The sequence below is a fragment of the Limnobacter sp. SAORIC-580 genome, assembly GCF_013004065.1.
Taxonomy (GTDB): Bacteria; Pseudomonadota; Gammaproteobacteria; order Burkholderiales; family Burkholderiaceae_B; genus Limnobacter; species Limnobacter profundi.
On record NZ_CP053084.1, the window covers coordinates 1,733,057 to 1,751,864 of the forward strand.

Annotated in this window: 17 protein-coding genes and 2 tRNA genes; 7 read left to right on the forward strand and 12 right to left on the reverse strand. The window is 51.4% G+C overall.

Annotation, left to right across the window (positions count from 1 at the left end; translation table 11 throughout):
• The first annotated feature begins 215 nt into the window (after nucleotides 1–215).
• On the forward strand, nucleotides 216–1,706 hold the full coding sequence (locus tag HKT17_RS08095; RefSeq protein WP_171099174.1) for an OmpP1/FadL family transporter: 1,491 nt from the start codon (nucleotides 216–218) through the stop codon (nucleotides 1,704–1,706).
• Here HKT17_RS08095 and HKT17_RS08100 read toward each other — a convergent pair whose 3' ends face one another.
• The 6 genes from HKT17_RS08100 to HKT17_RS08125 form a co-directional block, all read right to left on the reverse strand.
• The gene (locus HKT17_RS08100; RefSeq protein ID WP_171099175.1) at nucleotides 1,707–3,137 is read right to left on the reverse strand and encodes an efflux transporter outer membrane subunit; all 1,431 of its coding nucleotides are present in this window, start codon (nucleotides 3,135–3,137) and stop codon (nucleotides 1,707–1,709) included.
• Nucleotides 3,134–6,262 carry an efflux RND transporter permease subunit gene (locus tag HKT17_RS08105; protein WP_171099176.1) on the reverse strand — a complete coding sequence of 1,043 codons (3,129 nt, stop codon included), beginning with the start codon at nucleotides 6,260–6,262 and terminating at the stop codon, nucleotides 3,134–3,136. The genes HKT17_RS08100 and HKT17_RS08105 overlap by 4 nt, the downstream gene beginning before the upstream one ends.
• Nucleotides 6,259–7,338: an efflux RND transporter periplasmic adaptor subunit gene (locus HKT17_RS08110; RefSeq protein ID WP_171099177.1), complete on the reverse strand. Its 1,080-nt coding sequence runs from the start codon at nucleotides 7,336–7,338 to the stop codon at nucleotides 6,259–6,261. The genes HKT17_RS08105 and HKT17_RS08110 overlap by 4 nt, the downstream gene beginning before the upstream one ends.
• Nucleotides 7,339–7,511: 173 nt before the next feature.
• On the reverse strand, nucleotides 7,512–7,721 hold the full coding sequence (locus HKT17_RS08115; RefSeq protein WP_171099179.1) for a hypothetical protein: 210 nt from the start codon (nucleotides 7,719–7,721) through the stop codon (nucleotides 7,512–7,514).
• A 68-nt stretch (nucleotides 7,722–7,789) separates the two neighbouring features.
• A tRNA-Glu gene (locus HKT17_RS08120) sits at nucleotides 7,790–7,865 on the reverse strand.
• Between the two features lie 16 nt (nucleotides 7,866–7,881).
• Nucleotides 7,882–7,957, reverse strand: a tRNA-Ala gene (locus HKT17_RS08125).
• A 202-nt stretch (nucleotides 7,958–8,159) separates the two neighbouring features.
• On the opposite strand from HKT17_RS08125, the gene HKT17_RS08130 reads away from it, so the two are divergent.
• The 4 genes from HKT17_RS08130 (at nucleotide 8,160) to HKT17_RS08145 (ending at nucleotide 11,290) form a co-directional block, all read left to right on the forward strand.
• Nucleotides 8,160–8,726, forward strand: a complete 567-nt coding sequence (locus HKT17_RS08130) for an NUDIX hydrolase (RefSeq protein WP_171099183.1) — start codon at nucleotides 8,160–8,162, stop codon at nucleotides 8,724–8,726.
• Nucleotides 8,723–9,451, forward strand: a complete 729-nt coding sequence (gene aat, locus HKT17_RS08135; RefSeq protein ID WP_171099185.1) for a leucyl/phenylalanyl-tRNA--protein transferase — start codon at nucleotides 8,723–8,725, stop codon at nucleotides 9,449–9,451. The genes HKT17_RS08130 and aat overlap by 4 nt, the downstream gene beginning before the upstream one ends.
• The gene (locus HKT17_RS08140) at nucleotides 9,438–10,172 is read left to right on the forward strand and encodes an arginyltransferase (RefSeq protein WP_171099187.1); all 735 of its coding nucleotides are present in this window, start codon (nucleotides 9,438–9,440) and stop codon (nucleotides 10,170–10,172) included. Before aat ends, HKT17_RS08140 begins: the two co-directional genes overlap by 14 nt.
• Nucleotides 10,173–10,240: 68 nt before the next feature.
• Entirely contained in the window at nucleotides 10,241–11,290 is a 1,050-nt protein-coding gene (locus tag HKT17_RS08145) for a quinone-dependent dihydroorotate dehydrogenase (RefSeq protein ID WP_171099189.1), read from the forward strand.
• A 68-nt stretch (nucleotides 11,291–11,358) separates the two neighbouring features.
• Here the strand turns inward: HKT17_RS08145 and HKT17_RS08150 are convergent, their stop codons facing one another.
• Together HKT17_RS08150 and HKT17_RS08155 are read right to left on the reverse strand one after the other, a co-directional pair.
• Nucleotides 11,359–12,768: a LutB/LldF family L-lactate oxidation iron-sulfur protein gene (locus HKT17_RS08150; RefSeq protein WP_171099191.1), complete on the reverse strand. Its 1,410-nt coding sequence runs from the start codon at nucleotides 12,766–12,768 to the stop codon at nucleotides 11,359–11,361.
• Between the two features lie 17 nt (nucleotides 12,769–12,785).
• Nucleotides 12,786–13,526 (reverse strand): (Fe-S)-binding protein, encoded by a 741-nt coding sequence (locus HKT17_RS08155; protein WP_171099193.1) that lies wholly within the window; start codon nucleotides 13,524–13,526, stop codon nucleotides 12,786–12,788.
• A 138-nt stretch (nucleotides 13,527–13,664) separates the two neighbouring features.
• On the opposite strand from HKT17_RS08155, the gene HKT17_RS08160 reads away from it, so the two are divergent.
• Entirely contained in the window at nucleotides 13,665–14,465 is an 801-nt protein-coding gene (locus tag HKT17_RS08160; RefSeq protein WP_105029174.1) for an IclR family transcriptional regulator, read from the forward strand.
• A 2-nt stretch (nucleotides 14,466–14,467) separates the two neighbouring features.
• On the opposite strand, the gene HKT17_RS08165 is transcribed toward HKT17_RS08160, so the two are convergent.
• Together HKT17_RS08165 and HKT17_RS08170 are read right to left on the reverse strand one after the other, a co-directional pair.
• Nucleotides 14,468–15,349, reverse strand: coding sequence for a serine hydrolase (locus HKT17_RS08165; RefSeq protein WP_240965742.1), 882 nt, complete (start codon nucleotides 15,347–15,349; stop codon nucleotides 14,468–14,470).
• A 127-nt stretch (nucleotides 15,350–15,476) separates the two neighbouring features.
• Complete coding sequence (locus tag HKT17_RS08170) at nucleotides 15,477–16,454, reverse strand: histone deacetylase family protein (protein ID WP_171099195.1); 978 nt, start codon at nucleotides 16,452–16,454, stop codon at nucleotides 15,477–15,479.
• Nucleotides 16,455–16,602: 148 nt separating this feature from the next.
• Between HKT17_RS08170 and HKT17_RS08175 the strand changes: the two genes are divergently transcribed.
• Nucleotides 16,603–17,157: a phasin family protein gene (locus HKT17_RS08175; protein ID WP_275270874.1), complete on the forward strand. Its 555-nt coding sequence runs from the start codon at nucleotides 16,603–16,605 to the stop codon at nucleotides 17,155–17,157.
• 83 nt (nucleotides 17,158–17,240) lie between these two features.
• Here HKT17_RS08175 and HKT17_RS08180 read toward each other — a convergent pair whose 3' ends face one another.
• Both HKT17_RS08180 and HKT17_RS08185 read right to left on the reverse strand, forming a co-directional pair.
• Nucleotides 17,241–18,023 carry a competence/damage-inducible protein A gene (locus HKT17_RS08180; RefSeq protein ID WP_171099200.1) on the reverse strand — a complete coding sequence of 261 codons (783 nt, stop codon included), beginning with the start codon at nucleotides 18,021–18,023 and terminating at the stop codon, nucleotides 17,241–17,243.
• Nucleotides 18,024–18,041: 18 nt separating this feature from the next.
• Entirely contained in the window at nucleotides 18,042–18,806 is a 765-nt protein-coding gene (locus HKT17_RS08185; RefSeq protein ID WP_171099201.1) for an EI24 domain-containing protein, read from the reverse strand.
• Nucleotides 18,807–18,808: the final 2 nt, after the last annotated feature.

The following is an 18,808-nucleotide window of genomic DNA, read 5'->3' on the forward strand; positions in this document are numbered from 1 at the left end:
AATTGCAAGATTGGACTAACCCCATTGCGGGTGGGCTGCACGTTTAGGGCCAGGAATCAAGCCCAAAGCCAGCTTTTAGAGTGACCAATCTACTTCAATACTTGAAAGTAACATTTTTTCGCTTTGGTGATACACTGAAATGACTACATAAAAGTCACTACTTCGAGCGACCACCCCTCGCAAGTGCATTGACCACAATACCGGAGACAATACCCATGAATTCTTCTGCCCGAAGAACGGATTCCTTTTTTCCATTAAACCGTGTGTCCACTGCCCTGTTGTTGAGCGTGGTCTATTGCACTTCCGCCCACGCTGGCGGTACTGCATTTGACGCCACAAGCATCAGTGCCATGGGAAATGCGTCGGCAGGGCAAGCTGCCGAGGCTGGTGATGCATCGGTTTTGTTCGCCAACCCAGCCGCCCTGACCCGGTTTAAACGCGCTGAATTGACCCAAGGCGCTGCCGTAGTCACGATTGGTACCGATTACACATCCACACAAAACAACGATGGTGCAGACTCCGGTGCGCCACAGGGCCAAAATGGTCAGGTGTTCAGTCGCAAAGACGGCTATGACGCTGGCGCGCTTGCACCCAACCTGTTTATTGCGATTCCAATCAACGAAAAACTGGTGATGGGCTTTGGCGCTTCTGCCTCTCATGGCCTGGTGATTCATTACGATGAAAATTTCCCGGGACGCAATCAAGGCCGCGATATTGACTTCAAAGTGACCCGCCTGAACCTTGGCTTTGGTTACAAGTTAAGCCCGACTTTGTCTTGGGGTTTGAACGGTTCTTATGAGCGTTACTTTCAGTCCATCAAGTTGAAGCTGAATTACCGCGAGGCTGTAGAAGCCTTGGCCCCGGGTTCTGCTGCGCTTCTTGAAGGGCCTGCAGGTGCGCTTATTGGAGCCCCACCCATTCCCGGTGAAAGCAACGCGGGTTTGCGCATGTTTGGCTGGGCATTCAACGCACAGCTGGGTGGCCTGTGGGAGCCCACAAAAAACACACGCGTGGGTATTTCTTATCGACCGAAAACCGAATTCACGGGCAACCGTGGCAAGTTCAAGCTTGATGACTCACCCGAGCAAGCCGCGTTTCGCGCGTTCCTGAATAGCGACAGCCTGATCAACAACTTGGCGTTTGGTGCCTTGGGTGTAAACGGTCCGCAGGCAGCCGGGGATTTGGCACCAGAACAAATCATCAAGCAGGAAATATCGCTGCCCGATGAGCTTCGCCTCTCCGTGTTTCACCACGCCACACCCAAACTGGATTTGATGGCCACCTACACGCGCCAGGATTTCTCGGTAACAACCTTGAATTTTGTACGTGAAAGCAATGGTCGAACGCTGGAAAACATCCCGCAAAATTTTGTAGCAGCAGAGTCGTACAGAGTTGGCTTGAATTACAAGCTGTACAAAAGGCTGACGTTGCGAGCGGGCTATGCGATTGAAAACAGCGTGATTGACGATGCCACCCGAATCACGATTTTGCCAGACAGTGATCGACAGTATTTTGCTTTTGGTGGTCAGTTCGATTTAAGCCGTGACACCAGCATTCACTTTGCCTACCAAAAACTGGACACAGATCCCGCGCCTGTTGGTAACAACACCGGTATTACACCCGCCGAAGTACGCGGTGGCGACTTTCAGGGCAATGTGCAACTGGACACCCACTTCTTCGGGATTGGCTTCACCGAACGGTTTTAATTACGACTGCACACCAAGTGCACGGAACAAGCCAGCAATCAAGGTGGCGTAATTGGTTTGTTCCGTGGCCAGGGCCTGTTCGGCGTTGGCATACACACGCTGTGCATCCACCACATCCAGAAAACTCACCAAGCCCAACTGGTACAGGGCATCTGCCTGCTCAAAGCTCCGTTTACTCGATACAACTGCCTTGCCGAGCGCAGTTTGGCGTGATGCGGAGGAGTCAATCGCAGTCAAGGAATTTTCAACCTCTTGGGTAACTACTCTCAGCACCTGCTCGTACTCGGCCAACGCCCCCTCAGCACGGGCCACGGCCGCATTCAATCGAGCGTCGCGTGCGCCACCGTCGTATACCACTTGATTCAACAAAGCGGCCAAAGAACCGATCAATATGCTGGTCGCGGGGTTTGAATTGATCGCGGTACTGCCAATTTGTATGTTGGCCATCAATTCGATACTGGGGTAGAAATCAGCTTGTGCCACGCCTACATCAGCGGCCGCCTGTGCAAACCGGGCCTGCGCCAATTGAACATCCGGGCGTGCTTGTACTACCTGAAAAGGCACGCTCGCCGGAATGCCCAAGCCGTACTCTGGCAAATCGCCTTCAGGCCTGAGCAATTGCTCGTAAGCCCCCGGAAATTGACCACTCAGGGTCGCCAAACGGTGACGGGAGTCTTGCAGTGCCTGTTGCAATGGGGCAATACTCGCTCGCAGATTTTCGACTGAAGTTTCAGCTCGCCGAACGTCCAGCTCGGGTGACAAACCACTTTCAAATCGAGCTTGAACAATGGCCAGCGTTTTTTCCTGCAACTCAACAGATTCACGCAACATCGCCAATTGTTTTTGATTGCCACGCAAACTCAAATACTCTTGGGCTACGGCTGTGCTGGTTTGAATAATTTGCGCGCGCAAACCAGCTTGCTCGGCCATCAAATTGGCTGCCGCTGCTCGAACTTCCTGCTCAACCCGACCAGCCAAATCAATTGGCAAGACAAAACCCAAACCCAACAAAGCACTGCGTTCATCCCGTGCATTGTTGCTACCCGAATTGTTGGGGGTGTTGCTGTTTCGATCTGATTTTTGGCCACTGACCTCGGCATCCAGTTCAACCAGCAAAGAATCACCAGCCTCACTTAGTTGTAGCAGCGCGCGGGCTTCCCTGACACGCGCTGCAGCCGAAGCGATTTGGAAATTGTTTTGTATGCTCGTGCTAACCAGCTCATTCAAAACAGAGTCGTTAAAACCCTCCCACCAACGCACACCTGCCACGCCAGCGTCTTTCACGCTGCTTAGATTCTGAAGAATATTTTGCGCTACAAATTTTTCAGGTGGTTTCGTCGAAGATTTGGGCAGCTCAGGCGCAGTAACAGCACATCCCGACAACAAAGCCAGCGGCAATACCAGACCAATCATCCAGGCAGTGCGCTTCATGCCTTCACCTCACCCTTTTTCACACTGGCCTCGTATTCTTCAATCTCCTTGTCCAACATCTCTGCGGCGTGCGCCCTTGGCTTCATGTAAGGTGCAATAAAACTGTAGCCCATGGGTGCCAGGTATAATGTAAACAGGGTAGACAATCCCAAACCGCCCAACACAACCCAGGCAATCGCCTCTCGTGCCTCTGCACCAGGGCCTGAAGTCAACACCAAGGGCAACACACCCAACAAGGTAGAAAGCACCGTCATCGCAATCGGGCGAAGTCGCATACGCGCCCCCTCACGAATGGCCGATTCAATGCTGTGCCCCTCATCGCGAAGCTGATCCATCAGTTCAACCAGCAAAATCGCATTCTTGGTCATCAAGCCAATCAGCAACACCAAGCCAATTTGACTGAACAAATTGAGCGACTGGTTGGTAATCAACAGGGCAAACACTGCTGCAGCCAAGCCAAACGGCACGGTAAACATCACCACCAAAGCACTGCCAACACTTTCAAACTGCGCCGCCAACACCAGAAACACCACAATCAACGCCACGGCAAAAGTGATCAACATTTCATTGGAAGTTTCTTCCAGGGTGGCGGCTTCACCCAGAAAAATCAATGTGGCCGAAGATGGCAAAGTACTATCTGCAACAGCGCGTATTTGTTGCATGGTGGTGCCAAGGTCGGTACCTGGCGGTATGCCTATGTTCAGTTCAACTGCCCTACGCTGTGCATGTCGGTCAAGTTCTGCAGCCACACCCCTTTCTTGCACCTTGATCATTGAAGCAAGGGGTACCAGTTGCCCGGTGTCGCTACTGGTGTATATGTTCAGCAAGTCAAATGGCGAATTCAGGCTGCCATTGCTGGAGCCCAGCATCACTGGCACGGCCTGATCCCCAACACTGAGATCCAGCAACTGGTATTCGTCAGCCATGATTTGCAAAGTTTGTGTAATACGGCTCACCGGCACCTGCAAATCACTGGCCTTCTCGCGATCGATTTCAAATCCAAGTTCAGGCTGGGAGGTGTCATACTGAACGCGTACATCCTGAACCGCATCAATCTGCTTGATCAAGGCATCCGCCAGCGAATCTGCATTGTTGGCCAAAACATCGTAGTCGTCGCCCAGCAAAGCAATTTGCAAACCGCCGCCGCCACCACGAATGTTCAAGCTGCTTTCATTTTGAAAACGCACTTGAGCACCAGGAATACTGGACAACTCCTTGCTCAATTTGGCCGCGAGCTCCTGCTGAGTGGTGTCGCGCTGGCTCCAGTCTGACAAATTGGCTTGTATGGCCACACGATTTTTGTCGTATCGACCTACAATCGTGAACATGTCGGTGATCAGTCCCTGCTCTTGATAGGGCCTCATGATGTTCTCGGCGATTTGCCCCTGCCTACCACTGTATTCAAGAGAAGCGCCGTCGGGCCCGGTGAAATCCACCACAAGGCGCCCCCTGTCTTCTGGAGGAACCAATTCCTGATTCAACAAAGTGAATGTCAGACCACCCGCAATTGCAACACCCAGGAAGACAAGCAAAAACACCAGGCGATGTTTCAAGAAACCATCCAAAGTGCGAAAGTAGGCATTGGCTATTCGATCACCAAAACCCTGGAGTGGGCCCATTATTCGAGCGGTTTGACCTGTTGCGGGCACATCGTCTTTCAACAATTTGGCAGCCAGCATGGGGCACAAACTCAAGGCAACAAAAGTACTGATAATCACCGACATGGACAGGACCATGCCGAACTCCCGAAACAGGCGCCCTGTTTCACCCGGCAAAAAAGCGATGGGCAAAAACACGGCTACCAAAGAGGCAGTGGTTGCGATGACCGCAAAGAAAACCTGCTGTGTGCCCAACACCGAAGCCACGGTAATGCTTTCACCCAGTTTTTTGCGGCGTTGAATATTTTCAAGGACCACAATCGCATCGTCGACAATCAAGCCAGTGGCCAACACCAAAGCAAGCAAGGTCAACATGTTGACCGAGAAACCGGCCAGCCAGATTGCGGCCAGAGTGCCCACGAGTGACACTGGCATGGTTACCGCAGGAATCAGCACTGCCTTCCACTGCCCAAGAAACAGGGCAATCACGATCAACACGACGACTACCGCGAACACCAGGGACATCAATACTTCCTGCAAAGCACCTTTGATGAAAACCGAGTCGTCGGAAATCATGATCACTTGCAAGTCTTTGGACTGCGCATTGATTTCAGCCATGCGCTTTTTCACATCGCTGGCAATGGCGATGGTATTACCACCAGCCTGCCGCAATACTCCCATGCCAACCACAGCCCGGCCATTCAGCAAAGAATACGATTCAGCCGACATGGGGCCGTAGTACACCTCGGCCACATCGCGAACCCGTACGCCATTTTTTATCAAAATAGAATTAATTGCCTCAGTGTCGATGGTGGAGGCATTTGCACGCACCAGCAACTCTTGCTTGCCCGACAGGTAACTGCCTGCCGGTACATCGAGATTCATGGTTTCAAGGCTGGTCAGTACGTCAGTGGCTACCATGCCGTACCGGGCCAATTTGGCCGGGTCTAGAAGCACTCGCAGTACGCGGGGTTGACTGCCATTCAATGGCACGTCAGCCACACCCTCGATGGACACAAAAGCAGGTACCAAATCTCGCTCAACCCGTTCAGCCAGATCCTGCATAGCCAAGGTATTGCTGTACACAGCAAGCTGAACCACAGGCCGTGCATCGTCATCGGCCTTGATCACCAAAAGCTGGTCAAGGTTCTCAGGCAGTTGATTGGTAATTCGGCTTATAGCCTCCCGCACATCGTTGGCAGCGGTGTTTACATCAATGTCCGGAGAAAACTCCATGCGCACGCGCATATTGTTTTCCTCACTTGAACTTTGAATGCGCAAGACGCCAGAGACTCTGGCCACGGCACCTTCCACTTTGGAGGTCACTTCCGCGTCCATGGTGGTGGGCGAAGCACCTTGATAAACCGCTCGCACAAGCACCACGGGCCTGTCAATGTCAGGTAACTCCCGCACCTCAACGCCAAACATGCTGACAATACCCGCAAGCATAATCAACAAATTCAGCACCACGATCAACACGGGTCTTTTCAAACCCAGTGCGGTTAAACCGTCGGTGGCGCGACTCATTGCAAGGGATCCTCAACCTGTTCGACAACTACGCCTTCTGCAAGCCGCAAACCACCTTCAACCACCACAGATTCACCCTCTTTGATGTTGCCATCGAGAAACACACGGCCCTGACGCCGGTCGGCCACGCGCACGTTTTCACGGTCGGCTTTTCCCTCTCGAATCATCCAGACATAAGAGCCTTCCCTGTCCCATTGCAAAGCAATTTCTGGCACCGAGGCGAGCATTTGCCCCTTTACTGCCATTTGCACTGCGAACGACATGCCAGGGCGCAATAAGTCATCGGGATTGCTGATATTTGCCCGAACGCGCAGCGATCGCTTTTCAGCATTCAAACGACTGTCCAAGGCAACCACACGCGCCTTGAATTCCTGGCCAGGTACAGAAGGCGTGCTGGCAAGCACTTCAATTTGATCCATTTTGCTGGCACTCAATTGACCAACCAAGGCCTCAGGCACCTCAAAATCCACATAAATAACTTCACGGGAATCCACACCGGTGACCAATACGCCGGGGCCTATACGTTGACCAGGGTCAATATCGGTAATTCCGACAACACCGGCAAAAGGAGCACGAATTTGGTGGTTTGAAATAGCAAGTTTCGCTTGATCAACAGCCACTTGTGCAGCCTCGTAATCGGCTTGGGCTGAATCAACTTGGGTTTGTGGCACCGCCCCCTTGCCCACTGCTTGTTTGTATCTGTCCAGCAAGCTTTTGGTGTTCTTCAGCTGTACTTCCGCAAGCCGAAGCGCCAACTGTTCTTCTCGATCGTCTTGTTGAACGAGTAATTCGCCCTTTTTTACCTTTTGCTGTGGCTTGAACAAAACCTGAGTGACTTTCTCATCCACGATGGCAAAGATTTCTGCGGATTTGTCGGCCCAGCCGGTTGCAATGGCACCAAAAGAACTTGCGGTGGACTCAAGCTTTACAACCTCGACCAAGACCTTGGGCGCTGCGCCTTTGCTGCCCTGATTGGGCGCATTGGCAGATGAATTTCCCAGCAGTGTTTGAGAAACTGAGTAGGCAGCCCCCAACAAGAGAACGAGAACAAGAAAATAAACCAGACGTTTGATCAAGCCAGAGGCTCCACTGCGAATGTGACGAGAAAGGTTATCACGTATGAAAGTACCTTCAACCAGACCAAAGTGCAGTGAATAAGTTCGGATATCCCCTAGTGGTTGGGGTAAACGATAGGAAGGTGGGGACTCAATCAAGAGCTGGTGGTGAGCAAGCTTTAAATGGGGTGGCTTTACTCGTCGAGTTCTTCGTCATCATCGCTGACCGCATCAATGCCAGCTTCCACAACCGCGCCTGTGACCTTGATGCCGGTTGACACAACGGCCCCGGTAATTGAAATGGCAGCGCCTGCTGTGGCGCTTACTACTGCACAACCTTGAATGACTGGCAAAACAACTGCAGCCAGTGCGAAGAAAACTGCTTTGTTCCAGATCGGACCCATGGTCACCTCGCAGCCGTAAATAAAAAACGCTTCTGACCCTGTGGGTGAGAAGCGTTTTGTGCCAAATTTGGCATCCCCAACCGGATTCGAACCGGTGTTACCGCCGTGAAAGGGCGGTGTCCTAGGCCTCTAGACGATGGGGACCTAAAACCGTGTGCTTTGGTGGAGGTAAGCGGGATCGAACCGCTGACCTCTTGCATGCCATGCAAGCGCTCTCCCAGCTGAGCTATACCCCCGAAGCGAAGACCGAGATTATTAATTATTCCGCTTAAGTTGTCAACTGTATTTAATACGATTTGTTGAAACTTTAATGCAAAACTTTTAATTCTTTTTGCCTTCTGCCTGCATTGCCTCAGCAATTTGAGCAGCCCGAATTATACACATATTTGTCGGTTACACTGCAAGTGATTTTTTCAAAAAAATAGAAGCAAACAACAAATGAAATACTGCAGCACATGTGGCACCCCGCTTGAACTTCGCATTCCTGCCGGCGACAACCGAGAACGAAGTTGTTGCCCAGGATGTGGCGCAATTCATTACGTAAACCCGAAGATTGTAGTTGGCACCATTCCAACCTATCAGGGCAAGGTTTTGCTTTGCAAGCGAGCGATTGAACCCCGCCACGGTTTTTGGACCCTGCCTGCAGGCTTCATGGAGCTGAACGAAACCACACATCAGGGTGCCGCCCGCGAGACACTGGAAGAAGCTGGTGCTCAAATCAAATTGGGCCCTCTGTTCACCATGTTCGATGTAATTCGCGCTGAACAGGTTCATATTTTTTTCCGCGCCGAGATGCCCACCCCCACCTTCTGTGCGGGTGAAGAAAGCCTGGATGTGAAACTGTTTTCCGAAGAAGAAATTCCGTGGGATGAACTGGCCTTTAAAACTGTGTCAAAAACACTGACCCTGTTTTTTGCAGACCGAAAAGCAGGACGGTATACCCTGCACACGGGCGATGTGTTCGATCACACGGACTGGACTGATTCGCAATTCAAGGCCGGATGACAAAAACCACCATACCCTGGCTGGACTCTCCAGGCGAATTCCCCAGCACTGCACTAGCGCTAGAGTATCCGCCTGGCCTGCTTGCAGCCAGCATGGAAATCAATGCGGACTGGCTTGAAGCGAGTTATGCACGGGGCATATTTCCATGGTATTCCCAAGGTGAACCTGTGCTTTGGTGGAGCACCTCCCCACGCGCAGTGTTGTATACCGCTGAATTCAAGCTACACCGCTCGCTGGCCAAGGCGATACGCAAAATGCACGGCACCCCGGGAAGCGCCATTCGCCTGAATACCGCCTTTGAGAGAGTGATGCGTGCCTGCGCAGCGCCCAGACCGGGCCAGGACGGCACCTGGATTACCGAAGAAGTGATTGCGGCTTACACAACGCTTCACCAGCGCGGTTTGGCCCACTCGATTGAACACTGGCAAGGCGACCAGCTCATCGGCGGCCTGTATTGCGTGGCCTTGGGTAAAATGGTGTACGGTGAAAGCATGTTTGCAACGCAAACCGATGCATCCAAAGTGGCCTTCGCTCATTTTGTGTATTGGCTAAAATCTCAGAATGTGCACATAATTGACTGCCAGCAGGCTACCGGGCATTTGATGTCAATGGGTGCCCGCACGGTAAGCAGAAAGGTGTTTGAGACTGAAATGGCGAATTCCATTGTGCAACCCACCTTGAATTGGGAACCCCGCGAACTTAAATGGACGTATGACCAGACCTAAGGAACTGCCCTTCTCTACCTTGCAGTTTTATTCGACTGCACCCTACCCCTGCAGCTATCTGGACAATCGTTTGGCCAGGTCGCAGGTGGCAACCCCAAGCCACTTAATCAACGCCGATGTATACAGCGAGTTGGTTCGCATGGGTTTTCGTCGCAGCGGCCTGTTCACCTACAAGCCCCATTGCGACGGTTGCAATTCATGCAAGCCCCTGCGCTTGAAAGTATCCCAGTTTCACACCAATCGAAGCCAGCGACGCACTGCAAAGACTTTTGCAAGCCTGAAACCCAGCGTACAACGCCTGCACTTCAATTCCGAACACTACGCTTTGTACCTGAAATACCAGTCGGCCCGCCATCACGGTGGCGGGATGGATGAAGACAGCCGTGAACAGTATTCCCAATTTTTGCTGCAAACCCGGGTAAATTCCCGCTTGGTTGAATTCCGAAACCCTGACGGTAAGTTGGTGATGGTGTCCATCATTGACATCCTTACCGATGGGCTGTCCTCGGTGTATACCTTCTTCGATCCTGAGGAACGAAGCGGCCTGGGAGTCTATGGCGTACTTTGGCAAATTGAGCAATGTCGGGACCTCGAACTTCCTTACCTGTATTTGGGTTACTGGATCAAGGAAAGCGAGAAAATGGCTTACAAGGCACGCTTTTCCTCGGCAGAAATTCTCCAGGACAACGTGTGGCAGCCCTCGCCTGAACCAAGCCGCTAATCAAGCCCGTAGTTTCCCCGTTACAATGCGGGCTATTCCATCCAAATTACCGGTGTCTGAAAACCGCCATGCTGCTTCCCTATTCGCTTGTTCGCCCTGCCCTGTTTTCCCTTGATCCCGAGAAAGCACACCACATTACTTTCAGCAATCTGCAAATGCTGCGCAAGCTCGGTTTGCTCAAGTTTTTTTCACCCAAGGCGGTTGCTGACCCCGTAAAGGTCATGGGTATCGACTTCCCGAACCGAGTGGGCCTGGCAGCCGGCCTGGACAAAGACGCCGCTTACATCAGCGAATTGGGCCTGATGGGTTTTGGTTTTCTTGAAGTAGGTACGGTAACGCCCAAACCGCAACCCGGCAACCCGCAACCAAGGCTGTTTCGGCTGCCCAAAGCCAATGCATTGATTAACCGCATGGGCTTTAACAACGAGGGCGTGGACACGTTAATAAAGAATGTAAAGGCCAGCAATTACCCGGGTGTATTGGGGATCAATATTGGAAAGAATGCGCTTACTCCGGTTGAAAATGCTACAGATGATTACTTGGCCGCGCTGGAAGCGGTGTATCCCTACGCGAGCTACATCACAGTCAATATTTCTTCACCGAACACCAAAAACCTGCGCGACCTGCAAGGCGGCGACAGCCTCGATATTTTATTGGGCTCACTGAAAGAAAAACAAAAAGCCTTGGCCGATGAACATGGCTTGTACAAACCCATGGCCTTGAAAATTGCCCCCGATCTGGATGACGATCAAATTGATGCGATTGCCAAGCGGCTCACCCATTTCAGTTTTGACGGTGTTATTGCAACCAACACCACAATCGACAAAACCAGCGTGGCTGGCCTTCCCCATGGCGAGGAGCAAGGTGGCCTAAGCGGAGCACCCGTGCTGGAGAAGTCGACCCACGTGATCAAGCGTTTGTACGCAGAGTTGGGCGACGACATTCCAATCATTGGCGTGGGCGGTATTTCCAGCGGTGAGCATGCCGTGGAGAAAATTCGCGCGGGTGCAAAGCTGGTTCAAATATACACAGGCCTCATTTACAAAGGCCCTGAACTGGTGACTGAATGCGCTGCCACCATCCATGTAAATTGCAAAGTGAAGATGAGAAAAAAATAAAAGGAGCGGCTTTCGGAAAGCCGCTCCTTGTTCTCAGGCATTCACCTTGCTGAATGTGAGTTATAAATCTACTTGTTCTTGCGTTGCTGATACAGATTTGAAAAGGTTTCACCCGTGGGCACGGGAAAGTCACGTTGATCAGTCCAACCCTTGACACCCGGCAAACTGTGTATACCGCCTTTGCGTTTTCCCCACCATGCCATGGCCTTAATGCCCATGCGTGACAATACGCGATACAACGCAGGCCGCTGTGCCACAAAAGCCCACACCTTGAATGCTGCTTTTTCCTGCCATGGACGAAGCCCCCTTGAAAACTGCTGCTCTCGCAATTTGCGCAGCAAATCGGGCAGCGGAATTTTCACAGGGCACACCACATGGCACTCGCCGCACAAAGTGGCCGCCTGCGGCAAATCAAGCGCTTTTTCAATACCGGTGTAACTTGGCGTAAGAACCGATCCCATCGGGCCGGGATAAACCCAACCGTAGGCATGACCACCAATTTTTTGATACACCGGGCAGTGATTCATGCAAGCACCGCACTTGATACAGCGAAGCATTTCTTCAAACTCGCCACCGAGCAAGCCAGTACGCCCACCATCCAGAATCACAAAATACATGTGTTCGGGACCATCCAGGTCGCCTTCCCGCTTTGGGCCAGTTAACAACGACACGTAGTTGGAAATGCTTTGCCCGGTTGCCGAGCGCGGTAGCAAGCGAATTAAGGTGGCAAAGTCTTCAAGGGTGGGCACCACTTTTTCAACACCTGTGATGGCCACATGCACGCGGGGGTTAATGGTGCACATGCCTTCGTTGCCCTCGTTCGTAACCAAGGCCACTGAGCCAGTGTCTGCAATGATGAAATTGCCGCCCGTGACACCCATGTCGGCAGCCAAAAACTGAGGGCGCAGAATTTCACGCGCTTCTCGGGTCATTTCAGCGATGTCGGTTTTGCGGGGCAAATGGTGATGCTTTTCAAACAGGTCCGCCACCTGTTCTTTGTCTTTGTGAACCACGGGCGCAATAATGTGGCTGGGGCGCTCGTTGTCGTTGATTTGAAGAATGTATTCGCCGAGGTCGGTCTCGCGCACTTTCACATCCGCCGCCTCAAGCGCTTTGTTCAGTGCCATTTCTTCAGTCACCATCGACTTCGATTTGATCACCGATTTCACACCGTGCTTTTTGGCAATTTTCACAACCAGCTGGGCTGCCTCTTGCGGTGTGCGTGCAAACAATACCTTGGCACCAGTCTCGACTGCTTTCTGTTCAAACAATTCAAGCCATACATCCAGGTTCTTGATGCTTCGGTTGCGAATTTCAACTGCCGCAGACCGAGTGCCCTCAAAATCTTCCAGCTCCAGAATACTGGTGGCACGTGCATTCACAAACTTTGAAGACAAGCGTTTCAAGTTTTCCTGCAAACGCGGATCATTCAGCTTTTCACTGGCCTTGCGTTCAAAAAACATGCTTTGTACTTGCATGGTGTTACTGCCCCACTTTAAATTTGACCGGGCTTGCGGCCCGTGAGCAATTCGGCCACATGCAACACCTGCGTGTTGTCACCCATGCGACGCAATCGGCCTTCAATATTCAACATACAGCCCAGGTCGCCCAACACCACAGCCTGTGCACCGGTCGCTTGTACCTGCTCGCACTTGTCGGTACAAATTGCGCTGGAAACCTCGCCATACTTCAAGGCGAACGTGCCACCAAAACCGCAGCACTGCCGACTGTCTTTCATTTCAAGAATTTCTACGCCACCCATTTTGCCAATCAAGGTGCGGGGTTGATTCTGCACACCCAACTCGCGCAGCCCACTGCAAGAATCATGATAGGTAATCTGTTTAAGCTCGCTCACCCCTAGCTTGACCTTGTCCAGGCCCAGCACATTGACCAAAAAGTCAGTGAGCTCGTAGGTGCGTGCAGCCAAACGGGCCGCGCGCATTTTCAAATCCGGGTCGTTCTTGAACACTTCGGTGTAATGGGTTTTTGTCATGCCGGCGCAAGAACCCGATGGAGCAACCACGTAATCAAACTGCTCGAACTCAGCCAGCCATTTTTGAGCCAGCTTGTGCGTGCTATCTTGATCGCCTGAATTCCAGGCGGGTTGACCACAACAGGTTTGGGCCTGAGGCACCACCACCTCGCAACCGGCTGATTCCAGCAACTCAATGGTTGAAAAACCGATAGAGGGCCGCATGGAATCCACAAGGCAGGTAACAAACAAACCGACGCGCAAGGCATTTCCCCAAAATGAACAAAAACTGTTCAAGTGTATGCAGCACGCCGCTTTCCGGCCAGTAGTGATAACCATAACGAGTGACGTATTTCACAATATGGTTTAAACTTCTCACTGCATGAAAAGGAACTACCCCGTATGAGCGAAGAGTCGGTTGGACGCACCAGTATTCAGGTGATTGAGCGAATGATGCAATTGTTGGATGCCTTGGCTGAACACCAAGATCCCGTTGCATTGAAAGACCTGGCCCGCGACACCAAGCTACACCCCTCCACTGCCCACCGAATTTTGAATGACCTGGTGGCTTGCCGACTGGTTGACCGCACCGACCCGGGCTTGTACCGCCTGGGCATGCGCTTGCTTGAACTGGGCAATTTGGTGAAAGCCCGATTGAACGTACGTGATGCCGCACTGGAGCTGATGCGCAAATTGCACCGCCTGACTGGCCAAACCGTGAACCTGTCAGTTCGACAAGGCGATGAAATTGTGTACGTGGACCGCGCCTACAGCGAACGATCAGGCATGCAGGTGGTACGTGCAATCGGAGGCCGTGCACCCTTGCACCTGACATCGACCGGCAAGCTTTTTCTTGCGAATGAATCACCAGAGAATTTGAAGCTCTACGCCGAGAGAACCACTTTGCGTGGCACTACGCTGAACAGTCTGACCACGCTTGAAAAGCTGGAAAAGGAACTGTTGCTGGTGAGAACTGAAGGATTCGCGCGTGACAACGAAGAACTTGAAATGGGTGTTCGTTGCATGGCGGCGGGTATTTACGACGATTCATCGAAACTGATTGCCGGTTTGTCTATTTCGGCACCGGCAGACCGTATTCAGGAAGACTGGCTGCAAGAATTGATTCATACAGCGCAACGAATTAGCGCATCGCTTGGCTGGCAAGGGCGAGTTACCCCACCCAGCGGTCGATTCAGGCTGTAGTTTTATTTTGTCACGTATGCGGCAGTGCTGGGTGCCACGGCCATTACATATTCGCGAATACGCTCTGCGTCGGCAAACCTGGCCTGAGAGCCCAATGCATCCAGCAACACGATCACCAAGTTGCGATCACCTACCTTGGCCTTCATCACCAGGCAACGCCCAGCTTCATTGATAAAGCCGGTTTTTTGAACCTGAATATCCCATTCCTTGTTTTTGATCAGGCGATTGGTATTTCGGAAGTTCAATTGCCCCTTGCCCGACTGCACCGAAAACTGGGGGTCGGTTGAAAACTGGCGAATCAAAGGAAAGCGCTGGGCATGCAAAACCATGCGAGCCAGGTCGTTTGCGCTTGATTTGTTTTCAACTGAAAGACCCGTGGTTTCCGCAAAGTTGGTGTTGAACATGCGCAAGGAGGCCGCACGGCGGTTCATTTGAGCTACGCACGCTGCCAAACCACCTGGATAGCTGCGCCCCAAGGCGGAGGCAGCGCGGTTCTCAGAGGCCATGAGAGCCAGATGAATCAATTCACGACGGGTAAACTCACTTCCAGGCTTCAAGCGTGAACGGGTGTTTTTGTAGTAATCGATGTCTTCTGTGGTGATGGTAATCACTTCATCAAGATCAAGCCCTGCCTCTAGCGTGACCACAACCGTCATGATTTTGGTAATCGACGCAATTGGAACCACCGCAGAAGGGTTCTTGGCATACAGCACTTCGAGGGAATCTGCGTCGGCCACCAAAGCCACTGAGCTGTTCAAAGACAGTGGATCGTGAGCTTCCTTCAGGTTTGCACGCTCGGACTGGCCGGAAGCGGCCATTACAGCGGAGCCGAACACCATGGATAAAGCAAGAAGTGTTGAGCCAAGTAATGCTTTGTGGATCATGGTGTGTTGTCTTTATTATTCGAACGAATGTTTTGTTGGATTCTACGCAGAATTGGGTTAACCGCCAAGGCCCCAGATCGAGTGATAACAGGGTTTTAAGTCATCTAATTCGAGCGATTTCTTAAATCTACCTGTTCAGTGTAGTTTTTAGGGGTTCTTGATAGTGTCGACCATAGTCGGCCAAGCGCTTGATTACCCCAAGTTGCAAGTCGGTTAAATGCTCAAGGTCTGGAAAATACCCCCCTGCCATAACTGCGGCAACCGGCAAATTGCGGTGTTGCACCCATTCCAGCACCACTTGGTCGCGCAGCCGAATACCCTCATCGCTCAAGGCCAATTTGCCCAAACGGTCAGATTGGTGAACATCGAGCCCCGCCACATACAACACCATATTTGGCGTAAATCGTTGGCTGACCTGGTTCAATGCCCTTTCCAGTTGTGTGAGGTATTCATCATCACCAGTTCCGTCAGGTAGCTCGATGTCCAGATCACTTTTTTCTTTCTGAAAAGGATAATTTTTCTCGCCATGCATTGAAAAAGTAAAAACGCTGTCGTCACCGCCCAAAATTTCAGCGGTACCGTCTCCTTGGTGCACATCCAGATCGATCACCAACACCTTATTCCCAAGGCCTAGGGTATTTGATCTGGTTTGATTTGTGTTTAACCAGGCAATTGCGTCTGTTTGATAAACGCGTGCAGCCACGGCCAAATCATTGAACACACAAAAGCCGCCGCCCTTGTTCCGCTTGGCGTGATGCGTACCCCCTGCCAAATTGACCGAAGCGCCGTGTTGCAGCGCACTTCGAACAGCCGACACTGTGGCACCCACGGAACGACGGGAACGCTCCACCATCCGTTCTGACCACGGAAAACCGATGTCACGTTGTTCATGTCTCGAAACATTGCCGGTTTCTATTCGTTCAATGTAGTAAGGACAATGTGCCAACGCCAACTGCCCTGGCGTTGCGGCGTTCGGTACAGATAATTCTATAAAACAATCACTTGCATGCACTTTATCGCGCAGAATTCGGTACTTCTCCATTGGAAATCTGTGCCCTTGGGGCAATGGAAGAACAAATTCATCGGTATAAAAAGCTTCAATCATGATTAATACAACAGAACGAACTTGATTTATTGCGTTGCAACATTTTTGTTGACAAGAGAATTTTTTTTGGTAGAATTCAATTTGTGCACCGCATCAAACGGTGTCGAAAATAACCCTAGTGGTACGAAACCTGACGGAGCAAACTATGATGATGACCCCCGAACAATTTCTCGACGTTCAAAAAGCCAACCTTGAAAAGATCCTGGGTCTTAGCCAGCAATCGTTCAGCAACGTTGAAAAAGTGGTTGAACTGAATCTTAACGCTGTTAAAGCTTACATGGAAGACAGTGTTGAGGCCGTGAAAGCCTTGTCCTCTGCAAAAGACATTCAAGAATTCGTTGCGGTGTCAACATCAGTGACACAACCTTTGTCAGAGAAAGCTGTGTCCTACGGCAAAGACCTGTACTCCCTGTCCTCTGGCATTGCTTCTGAAGCAGCCAAGCTGGTTGAAGAGCAAGTCGCCGAGAACAACAAAAAATTCGTTGAGCTGTTTGAGTCAGCCAGCAAGAATGCACCTGCCGGGTCAGAAAGTGCTGTCGCACTGATGAAATCAGCAATTACTGCAGCCAACACCGCTTACGACAGTGTAAGCAAGGCCACCAAACAAGCTGTTGAAATGGCAGAAGCCAACGTGGAAGCCGCAACCAAGGCAACCATCAAAGCCTCCAACACAGCCACTACAAAGGCCCGCAAAGCAGCTTAAGCTTGTTTTGCCTGTAAAGATGTCTCCTCGTTCCTCCTGGAACGAATTCTCAAAGCCTGCCCTCTTTTGTGGCAGGCTTTTTTTTAATTGATTAACTCAAACTCGCAATTCATGCTTTCCAGAACTTTCACCAGTTCTGTAAACGCATTCGAAACTACTTCTTTTTTAGCAAAATCGCCCCTTGCCTTTACCCCAAGCTCAATATGACGAGCCAGTTTGTTGTCACCTACACTGGGCAGGCTATACAACTTGCAATCGGGGTACTGGGCCTCCAGTTGCTCCATCACTGGCGTTATTCGGGCTTCTGGTGTGTTGAACAACAACAAAGCCCTCTTGTATTCAAGCTCCCGATGATGAAACTGAGGGTAGAGCGTATCGAGCACCCATTCAATCATCGGCCAGGCCATTACCGGGAAACCAGGCACGAAGTGATGTTGCCCAATGGTGAAGCCGGCAATGCGGTTATAAGGGTTGGGTATCAGGCTGGCGCCTTCCGGAAAATCAGCCATGCGCAGCCGAAATTCATCCAGGGGCTGCCCGCTTTCCTCGCAACGCTGACGAATCAGTTCCACTGCACCTTCGTGGCGCACAATCGGCAGGCCCAGTGCCTGGGCTGCTGCTTGCCGTGTGTGATCATCGGGTGTACCGCCAATGCCCCCACAACTCAAAACAATGTGGTCGCTGGCAAACGAGCGTTTCAAGGTAGCGGTTAAAAACTCCCTGTCGTCACCCACCATTTGTACCCAAGACAAATGCAGGCCACGGGCGGTCAAACGCTCGATCACGGCAGGTATGTGTTTGTCTTGCCTTAAGCCCGACAAAATCTCGTCGCCCACTACAATAAGGCCAATTTTAGGTACTGCCATTTTTTGCTCTTTGTGTATTTAGTTGGATTCAATCGCGGGCATGTCGATTGTTTTGTTGTTTCTGACCTGCACGAGTGCACCCATATAATGGCGGGTAAATGCCAAAGCCGACATCACCGGCATGATCAATAAAATTGGTGGAATGAAACTTAAAAATGCGCACACCAAACCGATCAACCAGGCGGAGGTGCTGTCGCGCTTTTTGATTTCTTTCATTTCCAGTTTGGTGGCATGCCCGGCCAAGGAATCGAACCTCATCACGGCCATGAGCAAATAAGCGGTCAGCAAAATAGGCAACACAAATGCCATGCCTGGCATGAGCCACAAAGGCAATGTGACAATCCATGCAATCAGAAAAATGACCACTGCTTTCAAAGTCACCCACAGACTCATGACCATGCCAGAGTCTCCCCTCTTTTCGATGCCCTGAAATTCTCGCTCGGTCAGGTAATTGACCACAGGTGGAGTAACGTACAAACCTGCAAGCAACACGGCCGAAGTGGCCACAATCGGCCACAACAGACCAAACAAGGCCAGCGGCACCAAAATGACTTTCAACCAGCCCATGAATGCGGCGTCGGTTGCAACTGCATCGGCGGAAAAGTCAAAACCAAAATAACCCAGTGCCCAGGTCGCGGCATTGACCAATGGATCAACCGACAACCAGATAATTACAATCCAGAACACCGATGCAATGGCCACAGACACCAAAGTCAACATCAGCATTTTTGGGCGAAATGAATCAACCAGCGCGTTAAAAAGAATGGACATTGCGTTGTTCATAA

What these genes read in the sequence shown, in the direction of transcription:
- HKT17_RS08105 (WP_171099176.1), bottom strand. Translation starts at nt 6,262, where the DNA reads ATGAGTCGCGCCACCGACGGTTTAACCGCACTGGGTTTGAAAAGACCC.
- HKT17_RS08115 (WP_171099179.1), bottom strand. Translation starts at nt 7,721, where the DNA reads ATGGGTCCGATCTGGAACAAAGCAGTTTTCTTCGCACTGGCTGCAGTT.
- HKT17_RS08160 (WP_105029174.1), top strand. Translation starts at nt 13,665, where the DNA reads ATGAGCGAAGAGTCGGTTGGACGCACCAGTATTCAGGTGATTGAGCGA.
- HKT17_RS08100 (WP_171099175.1), bottom strand. Translation starts at nt 3,137, where the DNA reads ATGAAGCGCACTGCCTGGATGATTGGTCTGGTATTGCCGCTGGCTTTG.
- HKT17_RS08140 (WP_171099187.1), top strand. Translation starts at nt 9,438, where the DNA reads ATGACCAGACCTAAGGAACTGCCCTTCTCTACCTTGCAGTTTTATTCG.
- HKT17_RS08175 (WP_275270874.1), top strand. Translation starts at nt 16,603, where the DNA reads ATGATGACCCCCGAACAATTTCTCGACGTTCAAAAAGCCAACCTTGAA.
- HKT17_RS08145 (WP_171099189.1), top strand. Translation starts at nt 10,241, where the DNA reads ATGCTGCTTCCCTATTCGCTTGTTCGCCCTGCCCTGTTTTCCCTTGAT.
- aat (WP_171099185.1), top strand. Translation starts at nt 8,723, where the DNA reads ATGACAAAAACCACCATACCCTGGCTGGACTCTCCAGGCGAATTCCCC.
- HKT17_RS08185 (WP_171099201.1), bottom strand. Translation starts at nt 18,806, where the DNA reads ATGAACAACGCAATGTCCATTCTTTTTAACGCGCTGGTTGATTCATTT.
- HKT17_RS08170 (WP_171099195.1), bottom strand. Translation starts at nt 16,454, where the DNA reads ATGATTGAAGCTTTTTATACCGATGAATTTGTTCTTCCATTGCCCCAA.
- HKT17_RS08180 (WP_171099200.1), bottom strand. Translation starts at nt 18,023, where the DNA reads ATGGCAGTACCTAAAATTGGCCTTATTGTAGTGGGCGACGAGATTTTG.
- HKT17_RS08165 (WP_240965742.1), bottom strand. Translation starts at nt 15,349, where the DNA reads ATGATCCACAAAGCATTACTTGGCTCAACACTTCTTGCTTTATCCATG.
- HKT17_RS08150 (WP_171099191.1), bottom strand. Translation starts at nt 12,768, where the DNA reads ATGCAAGTACAAAGCATGTTTTTTGAACGCAAGGCCAGTGAAAAGCTG.
- HKT17_RS08130 (WP_171099183.1), top strand. Translation starts at nt 8,160, where the DNA reads ATGAAATACTGCAGCACATGTGGCACCCCGCTTGAACTTCGCATTCCT.
- HKT17_RS08095 (WP_171099174.1), top strand. Translation starts at nt 216, where the DNA reads ATGAATTCTTCTGCCCGAAGAACGGATTCCTTTTTTCCATTAAACCGT.